Source organism: Nesterenkonia halophila (genome assembly GCF_009467795.1).
GTDB classification, from domain to species: domain Bacteria; phylum Actinomycetota; class Actinomycetes; order Actinomycetales; family Micrococcaceae; genus Nesterenkonia; species Nesterenkonia halobia.
Genome location: NZ_WIAX01000008.1, coordinates 93,543 through 112,354, shown reverse-complemented (window position 1 = coordinate 112,354; position 18,812 = coordinate 93,543). Strand labels below are relative to the sequence as shown.

General features: G+C 72.1%; 10 protein-coding genes. 3 read left to right on the top strand and 7 right to left on the bottom strand.

Annotation, left to right across the window (positions count from 1 at the left end):
* The first annotated feature begins 9 nt into the window (after window positions 1-9).
* On the top strand, window positions 10-624 hold the full coding sequence (locus GCL72_RS04020; RefSeq protein ID WP_153143427.1) for a M48 metallopeptidase family protein: 615 nt from the start codon (window positions 10-12) through the stop codon (window positions 622-624).
* Between the two features lie 18 nt (window positions 625-642).
* On the opposite strand, the gene GCL72_RS04015 is transcribed toward GCL72_RS04020, so the two are convergent.
* The 4 genes from GCL72_RS04015 to GCL72_RS04000 form a co-directional block, all read right to left on the bottom strand.
* The gene (locus tag GCL72_RS04015; protein WP_153143426.1) at window positions 643-2,823 is read right to left on the bottom strand and encodes an ATP-dependent DNA helicase UvrD2; all 2,181 of its coding nucleotides are present in this window, start codon (window positions 2,821-2,823) and stop codon (window positions 643-645) included.
* A complete protein-coding gene (nudC, locus tag GCL72_RS04010; protein WP_153143425.1) occupies window positions 2,820-3,875 on the bottom strand; it encodes an NAD(+) diphosphatase in 1,056 nt (351 codons plus the stop codon). The genes GCL72_RS04015 and nudC overlap by 4 nt, the downstream gene beginning before the upstream one ends.
* Window positions 3,876-4,004: 129 nt before the next feature.
* Window positions 4,005-5,186, bottom strand: coding sequence for a sensor histidine kinase (locus tag GCL72_RS04005; RefSeq protein ID WP_153143424.1), 1,182 nt, complete (start codon window positions 5,184-5,186; stop codon window positions 4,005-4,007).
* 312 nt (window positions 5,187-5,498) lie between these two features.
* Window positions 5,499-6,488: an arsenic resistance protein gene (locus GCL72_RS04000; RefSeq protein ID WP_153143423.1), complete on the bottom strand. Its 990-nt coding sequence runs from the start codon at window positions 6,486-6,488 to the stop codon at window positions 5,499-5,501.
* A gap of 188 nt (window positions 6,489-6,676) precedes the next feature.
* On the opposite strand from GCL72_RS04000, the gene GCL72_RS09950 reads away from it, so the two are divergent.
* Window positions 6,677-8,518, top strand: coding sequence for a phosphotransferase (locus GCL72_RS09950; RefSeq protein WP_343030140.1), 1,842 nt, complete (start codon window positions 6,677-6,679; stop codon window positions 8,516-8,518).
* Between the two features lie 259 nt (window positions 8,519-8,777).
* Complete coding sequence (locus GCL72_RS03990) at window positions 8,778-10,037, top strand: MFS transporter (protein WP_153143422.1); 1,260 nt, start codon at window positions 8,778-8,780, stop codon at window positions 10,035-10,037.
* 29 nt (window positions 10,038-10,066) lie between these two features.
* Here the strand turns inward: GCL72_RS03990 and GCL72_RS03985 are convergent, their stop codons facing one another.
* The 3 genes from GCL72_RS03985 to GCL72_RS03975 form a co-directional block, all read right to left on the bottom strand.
* Window positions 10,067-11,011, bottom strand: coding sequence for an HNH endonuclease (locus GCL72_RS03985; protein WP_246161000.1), 945 nt, complete (start codon window positions 11,009-11,011; stop codon window positions 10,067-10,069).
* A 69-nt stretch (window positions 11,012-11,080) separates the two neighbouring features.
* On the bottom strand, window positions 11,081-14,857 hold the full coding sequence (locus GCL72_RS03980; protein ID WP_170289550.1) for an ATP-dependent DNA helicase: 3,777 nt from the start codon (window positions 14,855-14,857) through the stop codon (window positions 11,081-11,083).
* A gap of 68 nt (window positions 14,858-14,925) precedes the next feature.
* Window positions 14,926-18,636 carry a UrvD/REP family ATP-dependent DNA helicase gene (locus GCL72_RS03975; RefSeq protein ID WP_170289549.1) on the bottom strand — a complete coding sequence of 1,237 codons (3,711 nt, stop codon included), beginning with the start codon at window positions 18,634-18,636 and terminating at the stop codon, window positions 14,926-14,928.
* Between the last annotated feature and the right edge of the window lie 176 nt (window positions 18,637-18,812).

Genomic DNA, 18,812 nt, shown 5'->3' with positions numbered 1-18,812 from the left:
GCCGCGTCGATGGCCTCCTCGTCGTCCTCCCGCGGGCGTCCGCGCCCCGGGAGCGGGCCCGGGCGGAAGCCGGCGCAGACTCGGCGCGAGACCGAGCAGGTCGAGGTCGACGGCCATCCGGTGATCGTGGTGCGCTCCTCCCGGCGGACCCGCACCGTCTCGGCCGACCAGGTCGACGGCGTGCTGCGACTGCGGGTGCCGATGCGGCTGACCCGCCGCCAGGTCGACGGCCATGCCCGGGCCTTCCGCCAGAAGCTGGAGCGGCGCGCCGCTCGCGGCGAGCGCTCCGAGGACGAGCTGATGCGGCGGGCGCGCCAGCTCGTCGCCGAGTACTTCGGCGGGCTTCTGGATCCCGCCGAGGTCCGGTCGGTGACCTGGTCGGACCGGCAGAACACGCTCTGGGGGTCGACGACGGCGCTGGAGGGCACCATCCGACTGTCCTCGCGGCTGAGCGGCATGCCGGTCTGGGTCCAGGATTCGGTCCTGGTCCACGAGCTGGCGCATCTGATCGCACCGGATCACGGCGCGGAGTTCCAGCGGCTGGTGGCGGCCTATCCGCACACCGTCGCCGCCGAAGCCTTCCTCGAGGGCGTCAGCTACGGCTGGCGGAACCCGCAGGGCTGAGCGGCCCGCGCGATCAGCTCAGCCGCGGCCCTCGAGCACCGCACGCAGCGCCTCGCCGTGCTTCTCCAACTTCCGCTCCCCCACACCGGGGACCTCGAGGAGCTCGGCGCGGGTGGTCGGGCGCCGCTCGGCGATGACCTCCAGAGTGGCGTCGGTGAAGACCACGAAGGCCGGCACCTCGAGGCTCTGCGCCTGCTCGGCCCGCCACTGGCGCAGCCGCTCGAAGAGCTCCTCGTCGTAGCGGGCCGGGCAGTCCGCACAGCGCCGCCGCTTCACCTCGGTGCCGGTGGTCAGCACCTCCCCGCAGCTCGAGCAGGTCGCCGTCGACTTCCGCACCCGCGAATTCGGATTCGTCCGTCCCGAGGACGGCGCGATCTTCCGCGTCGGCTCCTCCAGCCCGAGCTCGCGGCGCAACGGGCGCAGGAACCGCGAAGGGCTGCGCCGCCCGCGGCCGCCGCTGTGCCGCGACCGGGCCGAGGAGAGGCTCAGGTACTTCCGCGCACGGGTGATGCCCACGTAGAGCAGCCGCCGCTCCTCGTCGATCTCGCGCTGCTCCTTGGCGAAGGTGATCGGCATCAGCCCCTCGGAGAGCCCGGCGAGGAACACCGCGTCCCACTCCAGTCCCTTGGCCGAGTGCAGCGAGGCCAGCGTGACGCCCTCCACCGTCGGGGCGTGCTGGGCGGCCGAGCGCTCCTCCAGCTCGGCGAGGAACTGGCGCATGGTGAAGTCCTCGCGCTCGGCGTCGAGCTGGTCGGCCAGCGAGACCAGCGCGGCCATCGACTCCCAACGCTCGCGCACCGCGCCGGTGGACTCCGGGGCCTCGCGCCGCCAGCCGTGGGCGGAGAGGATGTCGCGGACGGTCTTGGGCACCGATTCCTCGGACTCGGCCACCAGCGAGGAGGTGCGCAGCGCCGCGATCGCCTCGCGGACCTCGCGCCGGGAGAAGAACCGTTCGGAGCCGCGCAGCTGATAGGAGACTCCGACCTTGGCCAGCGCCTGCTCGATCGCCTGGGACTGGCCGTTGGTGCGGTAGAGCACCGCGACCTCGCCCAGCGAGACTCCCGAGCGTTGCAGCCCGGCGATCTGGTCGGCGATCCAGGCGGCCTCGGAGTCGTCGTCATCGTGCAGGGTGATCTGCGGGTCCGGGCCGTGCTCGCGCTGCGAGACCAGCCGCAGCGGGTCCGGCCAGGCCGGCACCGTCTCGCCGGTGTCGCGGCTGCGCGCCTGCAGGCTCGCCTGCTCGCGGGTGCGGTCGGTCAGCAGCCCGTTGGCCAGCTGGACCACCTCCGGCGTGGAGCGGTAGTCGCGGACGAGCTTGACCACCTTCGCCTCGGGGTGCCGGCGGGTGAACTCCAGCAGGTACGACGGCGTCGCGCCGGTGAAGGAGTAGATGGTCTGGGCGGCGTCGCCGACCACGCAGAGCTCGTCGCGGCCGCCGAGCCAGAGGTCGAGCAGCCGGTGCTGCAGCGGCGAGACGTCCTGGTACTCGTCGACGACGAAGTGCCGGTACTGCTGGCGGACCTGGGCGGCGACGCGCTCGTCGTCCTCGAGGATGCCGACCATCAGCAGCAGCACGTCCTCGAAGTCGATCAGGTGCTTGTCCAGCTTCACGTCCTCATAGGACTGGTACAGCTTGGCGAAGGTGCGGTGGTCCACTCCCCCGGGCTCGGCGCGGCCGGCGGCGACCTCCAGGTACGAGTCCGGCGTCAGCGTGGAGACTTTGGCCCATTCGATCTCAGAGGCCAGATCGCGCAGCGCGGCCCGGTCGGTGGTGATGTGCAGCCGCCGGGCGGCCTCGGAGAGCAGCCGCACCTTGTGGTCGAGGATCTCGGGCATCGTCCCGCCGATGGCCATCGGCCAGAAGTACTGCAGCTGGCGCAGCGCGGCGGCGTGGAAGGTCCGCGCCTGCACTCCGGGGGCGCCCAGCGAGTTCAGCCGCGAGCGCATCTCGGCGGCCGCGCGGGCGGTGAAGGTCACCGCCAGCAGCCGATGCGGGTCGTAGACCCCGGAGCGGACCCCGTAGGCGATGCGGTGGGTGATCGCCCGGGTCTTGCCGGTGCCGGCGCCGGCGAGGATGCACAGCGGTCCGGTGAGCGTCGCCGCGGCCTCGCGCTGCTCGTCGTCGAGTCCGGCGAGCACCGCCTCCGGCGGCTGTGCCGCCTGCGCGTCTGCTCCTGCGGGCTGCGCGGACGCCGTCATCGGCGATCGCCCCCTTCGTCTCGTCGGTGGTCTCGGCTGCTGTATCGGCTGCCGTCTCGGCTGCGGGACGCCGGCTGCGGGCCGGTGCGCGGATCGGCGTCCTCGATCCGGCCGCCGTGCCAGTGCTCGATCAGCGCCCGGGAGATCGACGAGCGCGGCGGCAGCCCGATCCGGCCGGCGGCGGTCTCGGCGGCGAGCTCCTCGCGGGTGAACCAGCGGACATGGCGGATCTCCTCGCGGTCGGCGACGGCGCGCTCGGCGTCGTCGACCACCGCCAGATGTCCCAGCATCAGCGAGCGCGGGAACGGCCAGGACTGCGAGCCCAGGTAGCGGACCTCGACGACGTCGACGCCGGCCTCCTCGGCGACTTCGCGGGCGACGGCCTGCTCGACCGATTCGCCGGCCTCGACGAATCCGGCGAAGGTCGAGTAGCGGGAGGCGTCCCAGCGCACCGCCGAGCCCAGCAGCAGCCGGTCGTCGCGGTCGACGACGGCGGTGATCACCGCCGGATCGGTGCGCGGGAAGGACTGGGCGCCGCACTGCGGACAGACACGCATCCAGCCGGAGCTGCGGATCTCGGTGGCCGCTCCGCAGGCGGTGCAGAAGCCCGCGGCACGATGCCAGGCGAGGATCGCGACGGCCTGGGTGAGCAGCCCGGCGTCGACGGCGGCCAGCTCGGCGGCGTCGCGGCGCAGCATGATCGTCGAGACCATCTCCGCGGCGGCGTCGGCGTGGTCGTCCTCCGGCTCCTCGACGGCGACGACGTGGACGCCGCCGGACGCGTCGGCGGCGAGATCGGCGGCGTCCACCTCGCCCAGATAGACGGTCCCGTCCGGCAGCTCGCCGCGCGCCGGCTCCAGCACCGGCCGCGCACCGTCGGCGGTGCGGCGCACCCGGTCGTCGACCACCCGCAGCACCCGCGTCCCGGGGTGCCGCCAGACCTCGGCCAGCCAGTCCTCGCACTGCCGGTCGGCGTCGTGCCGGTCGATCCGATGGCCGGTCTGCGGCAGAGCGAGAGGGCCTTCATCGAGGGCCGAGCTGACGACGTGCATGTCCTCCAGCGTATCGCTCCGATGCGCCCCCGACGCATCCGGAGGGCAGCTGCGCAGGAGCCGGCCACTGTGCAGGACCGCGGCGGATCGGCTCGTCGGCGCCTCGTCGCGCGCCGGCCGTCCGGCGTCTCAGCCCTGTCCGCGCAGCGGCAGCGTCGCCGAGACCAGCCAGCGTCCGTCGGCCGGGCCCCAGCCCAGCGTGCCCTCGAAGACCCGCAGACGCTCCTCCATGCCGGCCAGCCCCATCCCGGCGCCGGCGGTGTTGCGCTCCGCCTGCTGCTCCGGGATCGGGCTGGAGATCTCGACGCGCACCTGCCCGACCTCGGCGACGACCTCCAGGGACACCTCGCCCTCGCCCGGGCCGTGCTTGAGGATGTTGGTCACCGACTCCTGGACCACCCGCAGCACGGTCAGCTCCAGCGAGCGCTGCAGGTCCTCGGGCGCCTCGAGGCGCAGCCGCACGGTGTAGCCGCCCTCCTCGAGCCGCTCGCCGAAGCGCCGCAGCGCGTCCAGGCCCTCGCCGCCGTCGGGCGCGTCCTCGCCGTCGGACCGCTGGCTGCCGTGCAGCGCGACCAGCAGCCGCCGCAGATCCACCAGCGACTGGCCGGCCGCCTCCCGGATGGTGCGCTGCACCGAGCGGCGGGCCTCGGGCTCGTCGAGCGTCTCCAGCACCGAGCACTGCATGGCCACCACCGTCATCCCGTGGGCGACGACGTCGTGCATCTCCGAGGCGATCCGCCGGCGCTCGGCGGCGACGGCCTCCTCACGGATCTCGGCCTGGCGGTCCAGGTCCTGCACGATCCGCCGCACCCGGGCGTCGTGGGCGCGGAAGTACCAGCCGATGGTGGTGCCGAGCAGCACCAGGAAGAAGGAGACCAGCGCGACGGCGACGGGATGGCCGGTCAGCAGCACCGTCGTCGCCCAGCCCAGATAGAGGACGGCGCTGAAGCAGGTGAAGCCCCAGGTCGCGGTGCGCGTCAGGCAGGCCGCGATGAACACGAAGCCCATCGCAAAGTTCATCGGGTACCAGTCGGTCACCGTGCCGAAGGCGAAGACGAACATCAGCAGCGTCCCGGCCGGCGCGGAGAGCGAGGCCAGCACGATCAGCAGCCCGACCACGGCGACCTCGGCGAAGCCGTCCCGGCCGACGCCGGCGGTGTTCTCGCCGAACATGCCCAGCGCCGAGGCGAGCTCGAGCGCGAGATACGCGACCAGGAATCCCCAGATGATCAGTCGGGTGCGCCAGCTCAGCGGCGGCGCGCTGAGATGGCGGCGCAGCGAGCGGCCGATGCGGGGCAGCACAGGGTCCATCAGCGGCCCTTCCTCGGCTTCTCCGGCGCGGCGGTCGTCTCCGGGATCACAGCAGGCATCCTACGCACCGTCGGCGACGACACCGGCATCGATCGCCGCCGTCGGGCCGCCGGATCGTCACCTGCCGGTCACCCGACGGGAGCCGACAGGTCTGGTCCCCGTCACCGTCCTGCAGGAGACTGACACCGGAGACTGACCGTCTCGCCATCGCACTCGCATCCCCAGAGAGGAGAGGTCCGATGAACCTCCTGACATCTGTGGCCACCCTGCTGTCCACTGTGACCGCCGCCGGCGACCCGTTCTACTGCTGGGTCATCCCCTGCCCCTGAGGCGCTGCGGCACCAGCCGCGGCACCGCCCGGACCATGAGCACCAGGAGCACCAGCTCGACCAGGGTCTGGGTCACCACCACCAGTGCGGCGAGCGCGAACCGGTCCGGCAGCGCGAGCACCAGCGGCAGCACGACCAGCGAGTTGCGCGTCGCCCCGGAGAAGATCACCGCCCGCCGGCCGGCGACGTCCATGCCGGCCAGCCGCCCGACGGCCAGGCCGAGGACGACCATGATCGCTGCGAAGAGCACATAGAGCGGGATCACCTGCAGCAGGGCGGCGAGCTGATCGGCGACGGCGGCGATCTGCGAGACCACGACCGTCGCCAGGGTGAGCATCATCAGCGGCACCATCGCCCCGGATCCGGCCTGCTCCAGCGCCGCCGCCGGCCGCGTGCGCCGCGCGGCGGCCTGGGTGATCCAGGCCGCCGCCAGCGGCAGCACGATCAGCAGCACGAAGGCGGCGAGGAAGGGCTCCGGAGACAACGTGGCCAGCGCCTGCGGCCCGGCGAGCAGCCACAGCGCCGGCGGCAGCAGCGCCATCTGCCCGATCATCAGCAGCGGCGTGATCGCCAGCAGCCGCTCCTGCGCGCCCCCGGCCAACCCGGCGAAGACCACGACGTAGTCCACGCACGGGGTCAGCAGCACGAAGAGCACGCCGAGCAGCACCGCCGGATCGTCGGCGACGGGCCGGGAGAGCAGCCACACCACCGGCGGGACGAGCAGCAGATTGACGCCCAGCGCCGCGGCGAGGAAGCGTCGGTCGCGCACGGCACGCCCGACGGCGGCCGCCGGGACCTCCAGGAAGGTCGCGTAGAGCAGCACCCCCAGCACCGGGTGGACGAGCACCTCGGCGACGACGGCCAGCGACGGCACGGCCAGCCCGACGACGGCGCCGACCACCAGCGCGGCGACGTACAGCGGCACCTGGCGGCGGCGCATCCAGGAGTCCGCGGGCACGGCAGAGTCGCTCATGCCTGCGATTCTTCCAGCCCGGGCGCACTCCCGGACCGCCTCCTGGACCGCCTCCCGGACGGCCACCCGGATGGTCCGCGTCCGCGGCGCGCCGTCGACTGCCGCGGGACCGCCGCCGGGGAGGCGATTTCGGGGAAACACCGTGGCCCATCGTGCCGTCGCCGGTGACGTCCCATACGCTGGGGTGCGTGCGATGGACTTCGATGGAGCTGGCGGCGATGGCCACCGCCGCCGTGCCGGGACTCTCCCCCACGGGTGTGGCCGCGGCCGCCGACGATGCGCGGGACTTCACCTCGGCGATCGTCGTCGACGTCGAGGGCGGCCGCTGGCGCGTGCGCTCGCCGCAGCACCAGGAGGCCGCGATGCGCCTGGAGACCGAGCTGCAGGTGCTGCGCGGCTTCTCCACCGGGATCCGGGCGGAGCTGCCCTTCCGGCTGCCCTCGGTGGCCGGCGCCGTCCGCCGCGGCGAGCTGCGCACCTTCGTCTACAACCACCTGCCCGGGGACTCGGCGGAGCTCGAGGAGCTCAACCGCGGCCCGGCCGAGATGATCGACGACATCGGCGCCACCATCGCCGCGATCCATGACCTGGACGAGAACGTCGTCGACGACGCCGACCTGCCGCGCTACTCCGCCGAGCGCTTCCGCCAGCGCCGGCTCAACGAGCTCGACCAGGCCGCGACCACCGGCCAGATCCCCTCGACGCTGCTGCGCCGCTGGGAGCACGCCATGGAGGAGCGCGAGCTCTGGGACTTCACCCCGACGGTCACCCACGGGGATCTGCACGAGGACGCTCTGCTGATCGACGAGCAGCGCGTGGTTGCGGTGACCGGCTGGACCGACCTGCACATCGGGGACCCGGCCGCCGACTTCGCCTGGCTGACCGCCTCGCCGGAGGTGGAGTTCTCCGACGCGGTGCTGGCCGCCTACCGCTCCCACCGCCGGGGGCCCTCGGACCCGCACCTGATGCGCCGGGCGGCGCTCTCGGCGGAGTTCGCCCTGGCCCAGTGGCTGGTGCGCGGACACGCCACCGAGAACCAGGAGATGGTCGACGAGGCCCGCGAGCTGCTGCGCCAGCTGGAGGAGGACGTCCTCGCCCACGGCGGACAGCCGATCTCGCTGAGCTCGCCGGACGGCGGGCCGACCGACGCCGTCGACCCGGTCGGTGCGAGCGGTCAGGCCGGCCAGACCGGGCACGCCGGGACGCAGGACTCGAAGCCGGTGGCCCGCCCCGGGGCGGCGGCCACAGTGGCCGACACCGGCGACTGGTCCGACTCCGGCGTCGGCGACGACGAACCGGCTGTGATCACCGACGCCAGCGCCGACGAGCCCGAGCACGGCGCACCGCACGAGGAAGCGGGCGAGGAATCGGGCGAGGAATCGGGCGAGTCCTCCGCCGGGACGGCCGCCCCGGCGGCCGAGCCCCGGCCGCAGTCCGAACCGGACACCGAACCGGACACCGAACCGGACGCCGAACCGGACGCCGAGCTGGACGGCGAACCGGACACCGAGCCGGACACCGAGCCCTCGCCGTCCGTCGCGCACGAAGGTGCCCAGCACACGACACTGGTGCCGCGCCCGCAGCAGCCTGCGGCGGCCGAGGAGCAGCCCACCGGCGAGATTCCGCCGCCGGGCACCGGCGCACCCGACAACGGCGACGCCGCCCTCGCCCCGGATGAGCAGCCCACCGGGGCGTTTCCCGCCGTCGCCGCCGAGGAGCCGGAGCACACCGCCGAGTCCGCTGAGAACGCCGAGACCACCGAGACCACCGGACCGACCACCGGGGAGCTTCCCATCGCCCCCGACGAGGACGCCGACCGGCGGGCCCGGGAGAAGCGCTTCTTCCCGGCGCCGAGCTCCAAGCCCGCCGAGGAGCCGGAGGACGCGGCCGAGCCGTCGCGGCAGGAGGAGCAGGAGGACACGACGTCTGAACCTGAGGCGCCGTCGTCCTCCTCCCGGCCGAGCCGACTGACGGACACCTCCGACTCGGTCTACTCGACCTTCCCGGGTCTGCGACCGCCGAAGTCCTGAGGCCCGCTCCCCTGCTGCGGCCGGCTCTCTCCCCGGGCCGGCCGTGGTCTCCGCAACGACGTCCGGCCGAGGCGTCGGCGGAGTCCGTTTGATCTGTCTCTCATCGGGCGCGTGCGGGGAATGGCGTCCCCGCCGCGTCGGTTGGGGACTGTTGCGCTGCACATCGGTGTGCGGGGCCGAGCCGTGCCGCGGCTCCGACTCTGACGCTGCGATCAGCCGGGCAGGCGATCGCTCCGACGACCGATGAAAGGGCTGCTGCTTGGCAACCTCGACCCAGACTCCCGACCACGACGGCGCTCCGCTGGTCACCGATGCTCCGCGCTTCTCGCGCAAGCAGGTGGTGTTGGCGATCCTCGCGCTGGCCACCGGCGGCTTCGCGATCGGCACCACGGAGTTCGCGATCATGGGGCTGCTCCAGGAGGCCGTGGCCGATCTGGACGTCACCCGCTCGCAGGGCGGGCTGCTGATCAGCGCCTACGCGCTCGGCGTCGTCGTCGGCGCTCCGGTGCTGGGGCTCTTCGGCGCCACCCGCGAGCGGCGCAGCTACGCACTGATCCTGCTGGGACTGTTCACCGTCGGGCATCTGCTGAGCCTGATCGCGCCGAACTACGAGCTGATGCTCGTCGCCCGCTTCATCTCTGGACTGCCCCACGGGGCGTTCTTCGGCGTGGCCGCGCTGATGGCCGCGCATCTGGCCGGTCCGACCAAGCGTTCCCGGGCGATCGCCGTGGTGATGGGTGGTCTGGCCGTCGCCAATGTCATCGGCGTGCCCATCGTGACCTGGGCGGGTCAGCAGTTCGGCTGGCGCTGGATGTTCGCCATCGTGATGGTGCTGGCGGTGATCACTATGATCGCCGTGGCCACGCTGACCCCGCGCCAGGAGCCGCATGCCTCGGCCTCGAAGCGCGGCGAGCTCAAGGGCCTGGCCAATCGGCGACTGTGGGTCGGCATCGGGCTCTCGGTGATCGGCTTCTCCGGGATGTTCGCGCTGTACTCCTACATCTCCCCGGTGATGACCGACGTGACCGGCCTGGATGCGTCGTATCTGCCGTGGGTCGTGGGGCTCTACGGCTTCGGCATGGTCTGCGGCAACTTCCTTGGCGGCTGGAGCTCGGACAAGACCGTGCTGGGCACTGTGGTGCTGGCGATGGGCCTGGTGGCGGTGTTCATGGTGCTCTTCGCCGCCACCGCGCACGTGGTGGTGCCGGCGCTGCTCTTCCTGTTCCTCGTCGGCGTCTCGGCCTCCGCCCTCGGCCCGGCGATGCAGACCCACCTGATCGACGCCACGCCGAACTCGCCGCAACTGGCGGCCTCGCTGCACCACTCGGCGTTCAACGCCGCCAACGCCCTCGGCGCAGCCATGGGCGCGGCCGTGATCGACCTGGACTGGGGTCTGCGGGCGCCCAGCTACGTCGGCTCGATCGCAGCGGTCATCGGCGTGGCCATCACGATGTACGCGGTGGTGCTGACCCGCCGCGCGCACCCCGGACAGCCGGTGCTGAAGCCCGTGCGGGGATAGACGGGAACTCCTCCTAGTGGGAATTCGGCCTAGGCGTCCTGGAACTGGCTAAATCGGTACTCGAGATGGTCCTTACCAGCGCGTTCGTTCCTGTTCTGCGGCACAACCCGGAGTGGCTGGCCATGGTGATCCTGTAGGCCGTGCTTCAACATCGGCCCGTCGGCCTCGTTCAGTATGTCGTGCCGAATGTGAACCTTGTAGTTCGGATCCACCCCCAAAATGTTCGCGTCGAACGCCGAGTGGTGGATCTTGCATAGCGACAGACCGTTATTCACGTCAGGAATCCCGCCATCTCGGTCAGGCACGATGTGCGCCGCGTCCAAGAGACGAGCGTGTCCCAACGAGCACACTGCACATTGAGTGCGGTAAGAGTACATAACGCTGGCCCGGAAGTCCCGCTGATGAAGCCTAGTCCGCACGACGTGTTCACCATAGGCCGGCTCGCTCTCGGGGAGTGCACCATGCTCGGAGAATGTCAGGTCCAGGCGACCTCCGGGGGTGGCGCCATCAACAATATTTAGAAGGACCCGCTTCTTCTCCTCATCGACGTGCACGATCCACACGGGGAAGTAGGCGTCAAACAGTGACTTACGAATTCCGCGAAAGTAGATCAACGGGAGCCCGTAGTGGAATGCGTCCCTTAGCGCTTGGTTCTGATGCTGCTTCTTCGGTGACGACACAAACTCATACTCGACGTAACCCTGCTCCGTAAGAACGTCGTCATATACGTTGCGTCCCTTCCGGCCGCCAGGGGCCCCGCTCGTAAGGGACAAGGCCCCCATAAGCTCTGCCGGCTTCCAGATTCCCTCTTGGAGGATCAGTCGATAGCGTGCTTCCGGGACATGCCCTTCGAACTCCTCAATCTCAGATCGAAGCAGGGATCGAGTTGCTGCCTCACTCTTGAGGTGCAGCCAGCGGAATGCCAGTTCACGAAACTGCAAGTCCGCTCGCAACCGTTGCTCTAGTTGTTCCAACGTGGTGGCCCCTCGTCGTCGCTTATGCCGTCGTTAGCTAGCGTTCCATCGTCGACAACACCGCTCTGCTCACTCCGCGAAGTGTTGCCGCGCCGAGCGGATCACCGTGCGCAGCTGCTCGGCATCGGGCAGATTCTCCGCGTGCACCGGCGTGCGGTGATCCACGTAGTAGAACGAGGCCTCGATCTGCTGCAGGTCCACTCCGTAGTTCAGGCTGAAGGCCAGTCGGTAGATCGCCAGCTGCAGCTGCTTGTTCCGCAGGTCGTCGCCCGTCGGCACGCGCCCGGTCTTCCAGTCGACCAGATGCCAGCTGCACCGGCTCATCAGCGCGTTGCGCTCGTCTCTGGGCAACACCTGCCAGCGGTCGAAGTCGGCTGCCAGCACGTCATCGCCGTCGGCGGTGATGCCGAAGACCGCGTCGGTGCGACCGCTGATGGTCACCCCGTCCAGCGAGGTCTTCATCGCGATCTCCATCGCCGCCATCTGCCGCTCGCCCCACGGCGAGACCTCCAGCGCCTCGCGCACCTCGGCGATCCCGAAGGCCTCGTCCAGGTGCTGGTCGCCCTCCAGCGGGTCCTCCACGCCGTCGAGGCCGGCCTTGTGCCCGTAGAAGTCCTCGATGAAGGCATGCACGGCCGTGCCCCGGCGCATCACGTGGGAGGGCTTCTTCGGCACCGGCCGCAGATACTGCTGGGCGACGTCGGCGCTGTCCTTCTCCAGCTCCACGAATCGCGAGGTGCTCAAGTTCTGCGGCATATGCGGCCGGCCGACGGGCCGGCGGGCGGCCAGGAACCGGTCGACCACCCACTGGGCCTCCTGCTCCACCTCGCTGGCCGGGTCCGGCTCCACCCCCTCGGCGACGGCGCGGCGGACGGCCTCCAGGCTCGCCTCCACCGCCGGCCGGCGCGTGGTCGAGGCCGGCTCGCCGTCGTCGACCGGCTCCAGTTCCGGGGCGCGCCAGGGCTGGTCGGCGAAGCGACGCTCTGTATAGCGACGCACCGGCGTGGTCGCCAACGGATCGATCGGCCAGTCGACGCCGAGCTTCTCGGCCCCGCGCGGGTTGGGCTCGTTCGTGAACTCCTTGGCGACGGCTTCGTCATCAGGATCGAACGACTCCTCGAGACCGGGATCGGCGACCTCCTCAGGCAGCCGCAGCTGACGGGACTCGCCGGTCTCGTCCTCGGCGGTCATCCACTCGACGCCGTCGACCTCGGCCAGCTCGCGCAGGAACACCGAGGGCAGATCCCCCTTGGTCGCCCCGTAGAACCGTGCCCCGGTGGCCAGCAGCAGCCGCTCGGCCCGGGTGACGGCCACATAGACCAGCCGCCGCTCCTCCTGCCGGGAGAACTCCTTGACCTGCTTCTTATAGGACGCCACCTGGGACTCGTCGATGCCCAGCCGCTCGGCCTCGGCCTTGCGGTAGGCGGTGTCCGAAGCCTCTCCGGAGGCGGCCGACCACAGCGCCACCGTCTCCTGGTCGCTTTCCCACTGCGGCAGACTCTCGGCGTCCCCGCGCAACGGCGCAGGCAGCTGGCCGTTCCGCTGCAGCCAGTGATCGGCCTTCTCCGAGGGGAACTGGCCCTCACGCAGGCCGACGACGGCGACGACCTCCCACTCCAGCCCCTTCGAGGCGTGGACGGTCAGCAGCTGCACCGCCCCCGGCGTCGGCTCCACCGCGGCCTGGGCCAGCCCGTTCTCCTGATCCTCAGCGGCGTCGACCCACTCGAGGAAGCCGGTCAGATCCGCCCGGCCGGGCGCCTGGGCGACGAATGACTCGGCATGCTGGATCAGCGCGTCCAGCTGACGGGTGGCGGTGTGCTGCTCCTCCCCCGGCCGGGCGAGGACCTCGACGCCGAGCCCGGTGTCCTCGATGATCCGCTCGATCAGCGAGGACAGATCCAGGCCCGCCGCACCGCGCAGCCGCTGCAGATCCCGCTGGGCCGCACGCAGCCGGGCCAGACCCTCGGCGCTGAAGCCCTCGAAGTCACCGTGGTCGGACTCCTCCGGCAGCTGGGCCAGCGCCTCGACCAGCGAGGCCATCTCGGCGACCTCCTGGACCGGGGCCGCGGCGTCGACGTCGTCAGTCCCCGAGCTCCCGGACGTACCGGCTTCCCCGGCCGCCGCCCGCTCCTCGGCCGCTCGCGCCGCCCGCTTCTCACGGCGCTTCACCAGTGAGGAGGCCAGCCGGTTCAGCCGCATCAGGTCCCGCGGCGGCACCTGGTACTTCGGCCCGGCCAGGACCCGGATCAGCGCATCCGAGCGGGAGGCGTCGGCGATGACCTGCAGGAAGGAGATCACCTGCACGACTTCCGGCGTGGAGAGCAGTCCGGAGAGTCCGACGAACTCATAGGGCACCCCACGGCGGGCGAGCTCCTCGGCCACTGCGCTCAGATGGCTGCGCTTGCGGGAGAGCACCGCGGCGGTGGGACGTTCGCCGGACTCCTCGCCGGCGGCGAGCTCGGCGGCGAGCTGGTCGGCGACGGCGGCGGCCTCGGCGTCGCCGGTCTCGTACCAGCCCAGCCGCACCGCCCCGCGGTGGCCCTTGCCGGCGCGCAGCCGTGCGATCCGCCGCTGCTCCTGCTTATGCCGCTTCCACGACGGCGCCCAGCGCGGCTGGTGCTCGCGGAAGGGCTCGACCAGCCGGTTCGCCGCGTCCAGGATGACCTGCCCGTTCCGCCAGGCGCGGGTGAGCTGCAGCTGCTGCGGCACCCGCTGCGCCGTCGTCACGGACTCGGTCCAGGTGAAGCGGTCCAGGAAGCTGAACAGCTGGCCCGCCGAGGCGCCGCGGAAGCCGTAGATCGACTGGTTCGGGTCGCCCACGGCGGTGACGCCGATGCCCTCGACGCCGGCGAAGAGGCGGGAGAACAACTCCAACTGGGCGTGCGAAGTGTCCTGGAACTCGTCGAGCATGACCAGCCGGTACTTCTCCTGCTCGGCCCCGCGCGCAGTGGTGCTGCCGGCGATGCGCACCGCGTGGACCAGCAGGTCGCCGTAGTCCATGACCTTCAGCTCGGCCTTCTGCCGGCGGTACTCCTCGGCGAGGTCGACGACGATCCGGCGGATGGTCAGGTTGTCGAGCAGCTTGTCCTCGGCCGCGCCCCAGCTTTTGGCCCGATTGCCGGACTTCCCCATCGGCAGCGCCTCGACGCGGGCGATCTCGGCGTCCAGGAAGCTGCGCACCACGTCGAGATCTTCGATCAGATGCTCACTGCAGTCGCCGACCAGCTTCAGCACCTGACCGGCCAGGCTGCGCGGGCTGACCTCCAGATCGACCAGCTTCTGCGGGTCCGAGGGCTCATGCTCCTCGACGAGCCGCATCACGATCTGCCACGCATCGGCGTCGCTGAGCATCGTGGTCTCCGGCTCAAGGCCCAGCTGCAGCCCGTACTCCTGCACCAGCGAATTCGCATACGAGTGGTAGGTCGCCACTGTCGGGGCCAGCAGCTCGACCAGTCCCCCGGCGCCGACGGCGGCGGCCGCCGAGCCCTCGGGCAGCAGATCGGCCGGGTCCAGCAGTCCCTTCTGCTCCAGGCGCCGCAGCTTGGCCACGATCCGTTCGCGCAGCTCGCCGGCGGCCTTGCGAGTGAAGGTCACCCCGAGCACCTCGTCGGGGCTGACCGCGCCGGCGGCGACCTGGTGGACCACGCGGTCGGCCATCGTCGCAGTCTTGCCCGAGCCGGCGCCGGCGACGACCAGCATCGGCTCCAGCCCGGCCTCGATGACCGGGGCCTGCTCATCCTCGGTCGGCGGGAAGAAGGTGCCGTCGAGCGGCTCGTGGAGCATCTCGGCGAGGCCGGCGGCGCTGAGGCCGGAGCCGACGACGCCGGAGGCGGTCTGGGAGGTCATGGGCTCGTCGCGTCCTCTCCGGGGTGCTTCTGGGCGGGTGCTTCCGGCGGGGTGCTGGGGCTGACAGGTCATTCGAGCGGCTGGGTGACCTCGGCGCCGGAGGAGCAGAGCGGACAGAGCGTCCCGACCCGGCACTGCTGGTCGCCGGGACCGTGCACGGCCCGGAAACGAGCTCCGGAGACCACCTCGGCGGCCTCGCGCAGCGCCAGCTGCGGCCAGTGCTCGACGCCGTCGGGCCAGTCGTCCTGGCGGTCGACGTCGGTGATCGGCTCCTGGCGGTACTCGATCCCCTCGATCTTCTTGCGGTCCTCGCCGACCTGCAGCAGCGCCGCGCCGAGCACCTCGCCGGTCAGCTCCAGCTCCACCGGGTCCTCGCCGCGGACGACGGTCTTCTCCTCGGCCGGGGTGGTGAGCATCGTCTGGTAGATGCCCAGCTGCAGGTGGCCGCAGAGCTCGCAGGTCTCGGGCTTGGTCCGGGAGCTGCCGGGCGGGGTGTGGTGCGCGCAGCGCCGCGGGGCGTGGCGGCCGGTCTTATAGTCCAGGATGAAGAAGCGGCCGGTGGGCTCGCCGGCGTCGTCGACCTCGCGCTCCAGCCGGTCGATGAGACCGGAGACGGTGACCTCGCGCATCGTGCCGCGCACCGGCAGCTGGGAACCAGTGGTGAAGTGCGCCTCGGAGATGAGGTGCTTGCGCCCGGACTCCTCGGCGGCATGCAAGTACCAGGCGATCCGCTTGATCATCTCCTGGGCCCGGGCGTACTCGCCGGCCGCGCGCCAGGAATCGGGGTCCAGGCCCAGCTCCGGCCAGCGGGAGGCCAGCGCGTCGAGCAGCATCTGCTGGGTCTCGTGCGGGCGCGCACGCGGCTCGGGGTGGTCCTCGGCGATGGAGTGGATCAGCAGCCCGAGGCTGCGCGCCTGGTCGGTCGGGGCGACGCCGCCGGCACGCTGGGTGAACCACTGCAGCGGCTGGTTGAACGCGGTGTCCAGCGCCGAGGGCGAGAGTCGGATCGGCGCGCCGTCGTCGAGCTCGGCCTCGGTGATCAGCGGCTCGACCTCGCGCGGATCCACCGTCCCCCACCACTCCTCGGGATCGGCGCCGGGGATGCGATCGCCGCCGTGAGGATCCTCGGCGGAGGCCATCAGCGCCAGGGCCCGGGCGGCCTCCTGCGCCTGAGGCTGAGTGGTCTGCGGGGCCTCAGCACTGTGGTGCTGCTCGAGTCGCCGGCGCAGCTCGGCGAGGAGCGTCGGCGCGGTCATCGCCCGCGGACGCGCCAGCTCCGAGGAGGGACGCAGCAGCGGCGGCAGGATCAGATCCAGCAGCATGCTGGGCGTCTCGTCGGTGTTCTCGATGCCGATCCCCACCAGCCGGTGCTTCGCCCGCGAGACCGCCGCGGCGAAGAGCCGGTGCTCGTCCTGCAGGACCTGCAGCCGCTTCGCCCGTGTCGAGGCCGCGGCCGGATCGTCGCCGTCGACGACGTCGACCAGCCGGGAGGAGCCCAGCAGCTCGCCGCGCGGCGTCAGGTTCGGCCAGACCCCGTCCTGCAGTCCGGCGATGACCACTGTGTCGAATTCCTGGCCGGCCGCCGTCGCCGGAGTGAGCACGTGCACCGCATCCTGGGCGGTGGAGGCCTCGGCGAGGGTGTCCATGGGCAGCTCCATCTCCTCCATGTGGGTGACGAAGCCGCTGATGCTGTGGCCGGGCAGCTGCTCGGCGTAGCGCTCGGCCGCCTGGAACAGCGAGACCACCGCGTCCAGGTCGCGGTGGGCGCGGCGGGCCTCCTCGCCGCCGCGCGTCGAGCGGCGCACCCACAGCGCCTCGCGGCCGGAGGCCTGCCAGACCTCCCAGAGCAGGTCGCCGGCGCCGGCGGACTCTCCCAGCTGCTCCCACGCCGTCCGCGCGGCGGCGACCATCGCGCCGAGCCGGCGCAGACCGGCCAGCGCCGGGTCCTTGGTCGCCAGCGCCTCGGCGACGGTCGGATCCTCCGGAGCCGAGATCCCGACGGCGAGCAGCTCCTCGGAGTCGCGCTGGTCGACGGTCTCCGCACGCAGGCGCCGCTCGGCGGTCAGCAGCCGCTGGCGGATGCGGCGCAGCGCCACCGAGTCCACTGCGCCGTAGGGGCCGGCGAGCAGCCGCTTCGCGTCGGCGCCGGTGAGCGGATCCTCGGCGGTCACCGCTCGCAGGATGCGCAGCAGCGGGGCGACGGCGACCTCCTCGTGCAGCACGATCTCGCTCATCGAGCGCCGCACCGGCACGCCGTGGGAGTGGAATAGCCGGGTGATCTGCTGGACCATCTGGCCGTTGCGGACGACGACGGCGATCTCGTCCAGCGGCAGCGGCTCGCCGGCGTCGCCGCCGCGGTGGTGCCGGTCGAGGACCTCCTGCAGGATCATCTGCTCGGCGTGGTACTGGCCGCCGACGACGGCGACGTGCACGCCGCGGCCGCGGGCGTCGACGTCGGAGGCGACGTTCAACCTCCGACCCGAGGAGGGCTTCTCCCCCGCGGCCGCGCGCCGCTCGGCCTCAGCGCGCTGGTCCTCGGCGAGCGCGTCGAGGCGCTGCTGGGCCAGGGTGGCCAGCTGCGCCCAGCGTCCGCGGTGGGCTCGGCTGTCACCGACGGCGCCGATGCGCTGCACGACCCGGCCGTAGACCTCGCCGACGGGCTCGTCGAGCCGGTGGTCGCCGTCGAGGGCGAGGACCTCCGGGATGCGGCCGGGCAGCCCTTCGTCCGGGCGCATCGAGCCGCGCCGGCCGCGCAGGGTGACCGTCCCGTCGTCGTGCTCCTCCGGCATCTCGGCCTGCCCGGCGTCCTCGGCATGCTGCGCCGCGGCCGGACGGTCGCCGGTCGTGCCGGTCCAGTGGGCCAGCAGGTCCGGGCGCGCGCCGCGGAAGCCCTGGACGGCGACGTCGGGGTTGGCGCAGGCGACCACACGACGGCCGGCGCCGATGAGCCGCAGCAGCCGGTATATGTTCGGATTGGCCTCCTGCAGGTCGTCGACGAGGATCAGTCGCAGCCGGTCCTGCTCCTCGTGCAGCAGCTGCGGGCTGTCCTCCAGCACGTCGCAGGCCCGGCTGATCAGCCCGGCCGGGTCGAAGGCATTGGGCGCGCGCTGGCCGAGCTGCTCGAGGTACTCGGCGTAGAGCCGGCCGGCCGGCAGCCAGGCCGGAACTCCCGGGCCGGCGCCGGAGGCGGCCTGCTCGCCCCAGGCGATGAGCTCCTCGGGGCTGACGCCGTACTCGGCCGCGCGGTCGAAGAGCTCGCGGATCTCCTTGCGGAAGCCGGCGGTGGCGGCGGCCTCGCGCAGGTCGATGCGCACCGCACCGCTGATCGGATCGGTGACCCGCCAATCGATGGCGGTGTGCTCGGAGTCCAGCAGCGCGGCGATCTCGCGGTCCTGCTCGGCGCCGGAGAGCAGCCGCGGAGTCCGCGCGGCGAACTCCAGGAAGCCGCGGCGGCGGGCCTCGCCGAGCAGCCAGAAGGCATACGAGGCGAAGGAGCGCGAGGGCTGGTCGGTCAGCGAGCCGCCGTCGGGCTCTGCGGCCCACCGGGCCTCCAGCGCGTCGCGCAGCGCCGCTGAGGAGGCGCGCGAGGGCGAGAGCAGCAGCAGGTGGTGGGAGTCGCCGCCGGCGCGCAGGAAGCGCAGCGCCAGCTCGACGGCGAGCGTGGACTTGCCCGTGCCGGGCCCGCCGGTGACCAGCAGCGGGCCGTGGTCGCAGGCGGCGACGCGGTCGAGGACGGCCTGCTGGGCGGCGTCCGGGGTGACGGCGACGTCGAAGCTCATGGCCCACATTCAATCAGAGCCCTCCGACACGGCCCCGCCGCCGGACGGGATGACTCCGCGGCACGCGTGGGAATACGGGGGGGCTTTCCCACACCTGCCACAGAGGCATCCTGCGTCTCGCCGTCTGTGCGAGCGTCATCCGCGGACGTGTCGGCGGCGGACGATACGCTGGAGGC

Excerpts from the sequence above, each read along its gene's own strand:
- GCL72_RS04000 (WP_153143423.1), bottom strand. The coding sequence starts at position 6,488 with ATGAGCGACTCTGCCGTGCCCGCGGACTCCTGGATGCGCCGCCGCCAG.
- nudC (WP_153143425.1), bottom strand. The coding sequence starts at position 3,875 with ATGCACGTCGTCAGCTCGGCCCTCGATGAAGGCCCTCTCGCTCTGCCG.
- GCL72_RS04015 (WP_153143426.1), bottom strand. The coding sequence starts at position 2,823 with ATGACGGCGTCCGCGCAGCCCGCAGGAGCAGACGCGCAGGCGGCACAG.
- GCL72_RS03980 (WP_170289550.1), bottom strand. The coding sequence starts at position 14,857 with ATGACCTCCCAGACCGCCTCCGGCGTCGTCGGCTCCGGCCTCAGCGCC.
- GCL72_RS03975 (WP_170289549.1), bottom strand. The coding sequence starts at position 18,636 with ATGAGCTTCGACGTCGCCGTCACCCCGGACGCCGCCCAGCAGGCCGTC.
- GCL72_RS04020 (WP_153143427.1), top strand. The coding sequence starts at position 10 with ATGGCCTCCTCGTCGTCCTCCCGCGGGCGTCCGCGCCCCGGGAGCGGG.
- GCL72_RS04005 (WP_153143424.1), bottom strand. The coding sequence starts at position 5,186 with ATGGACCCTGTGCTGCCCCGCATCGGCCGCTCGCTGCGCCGCCATCTC.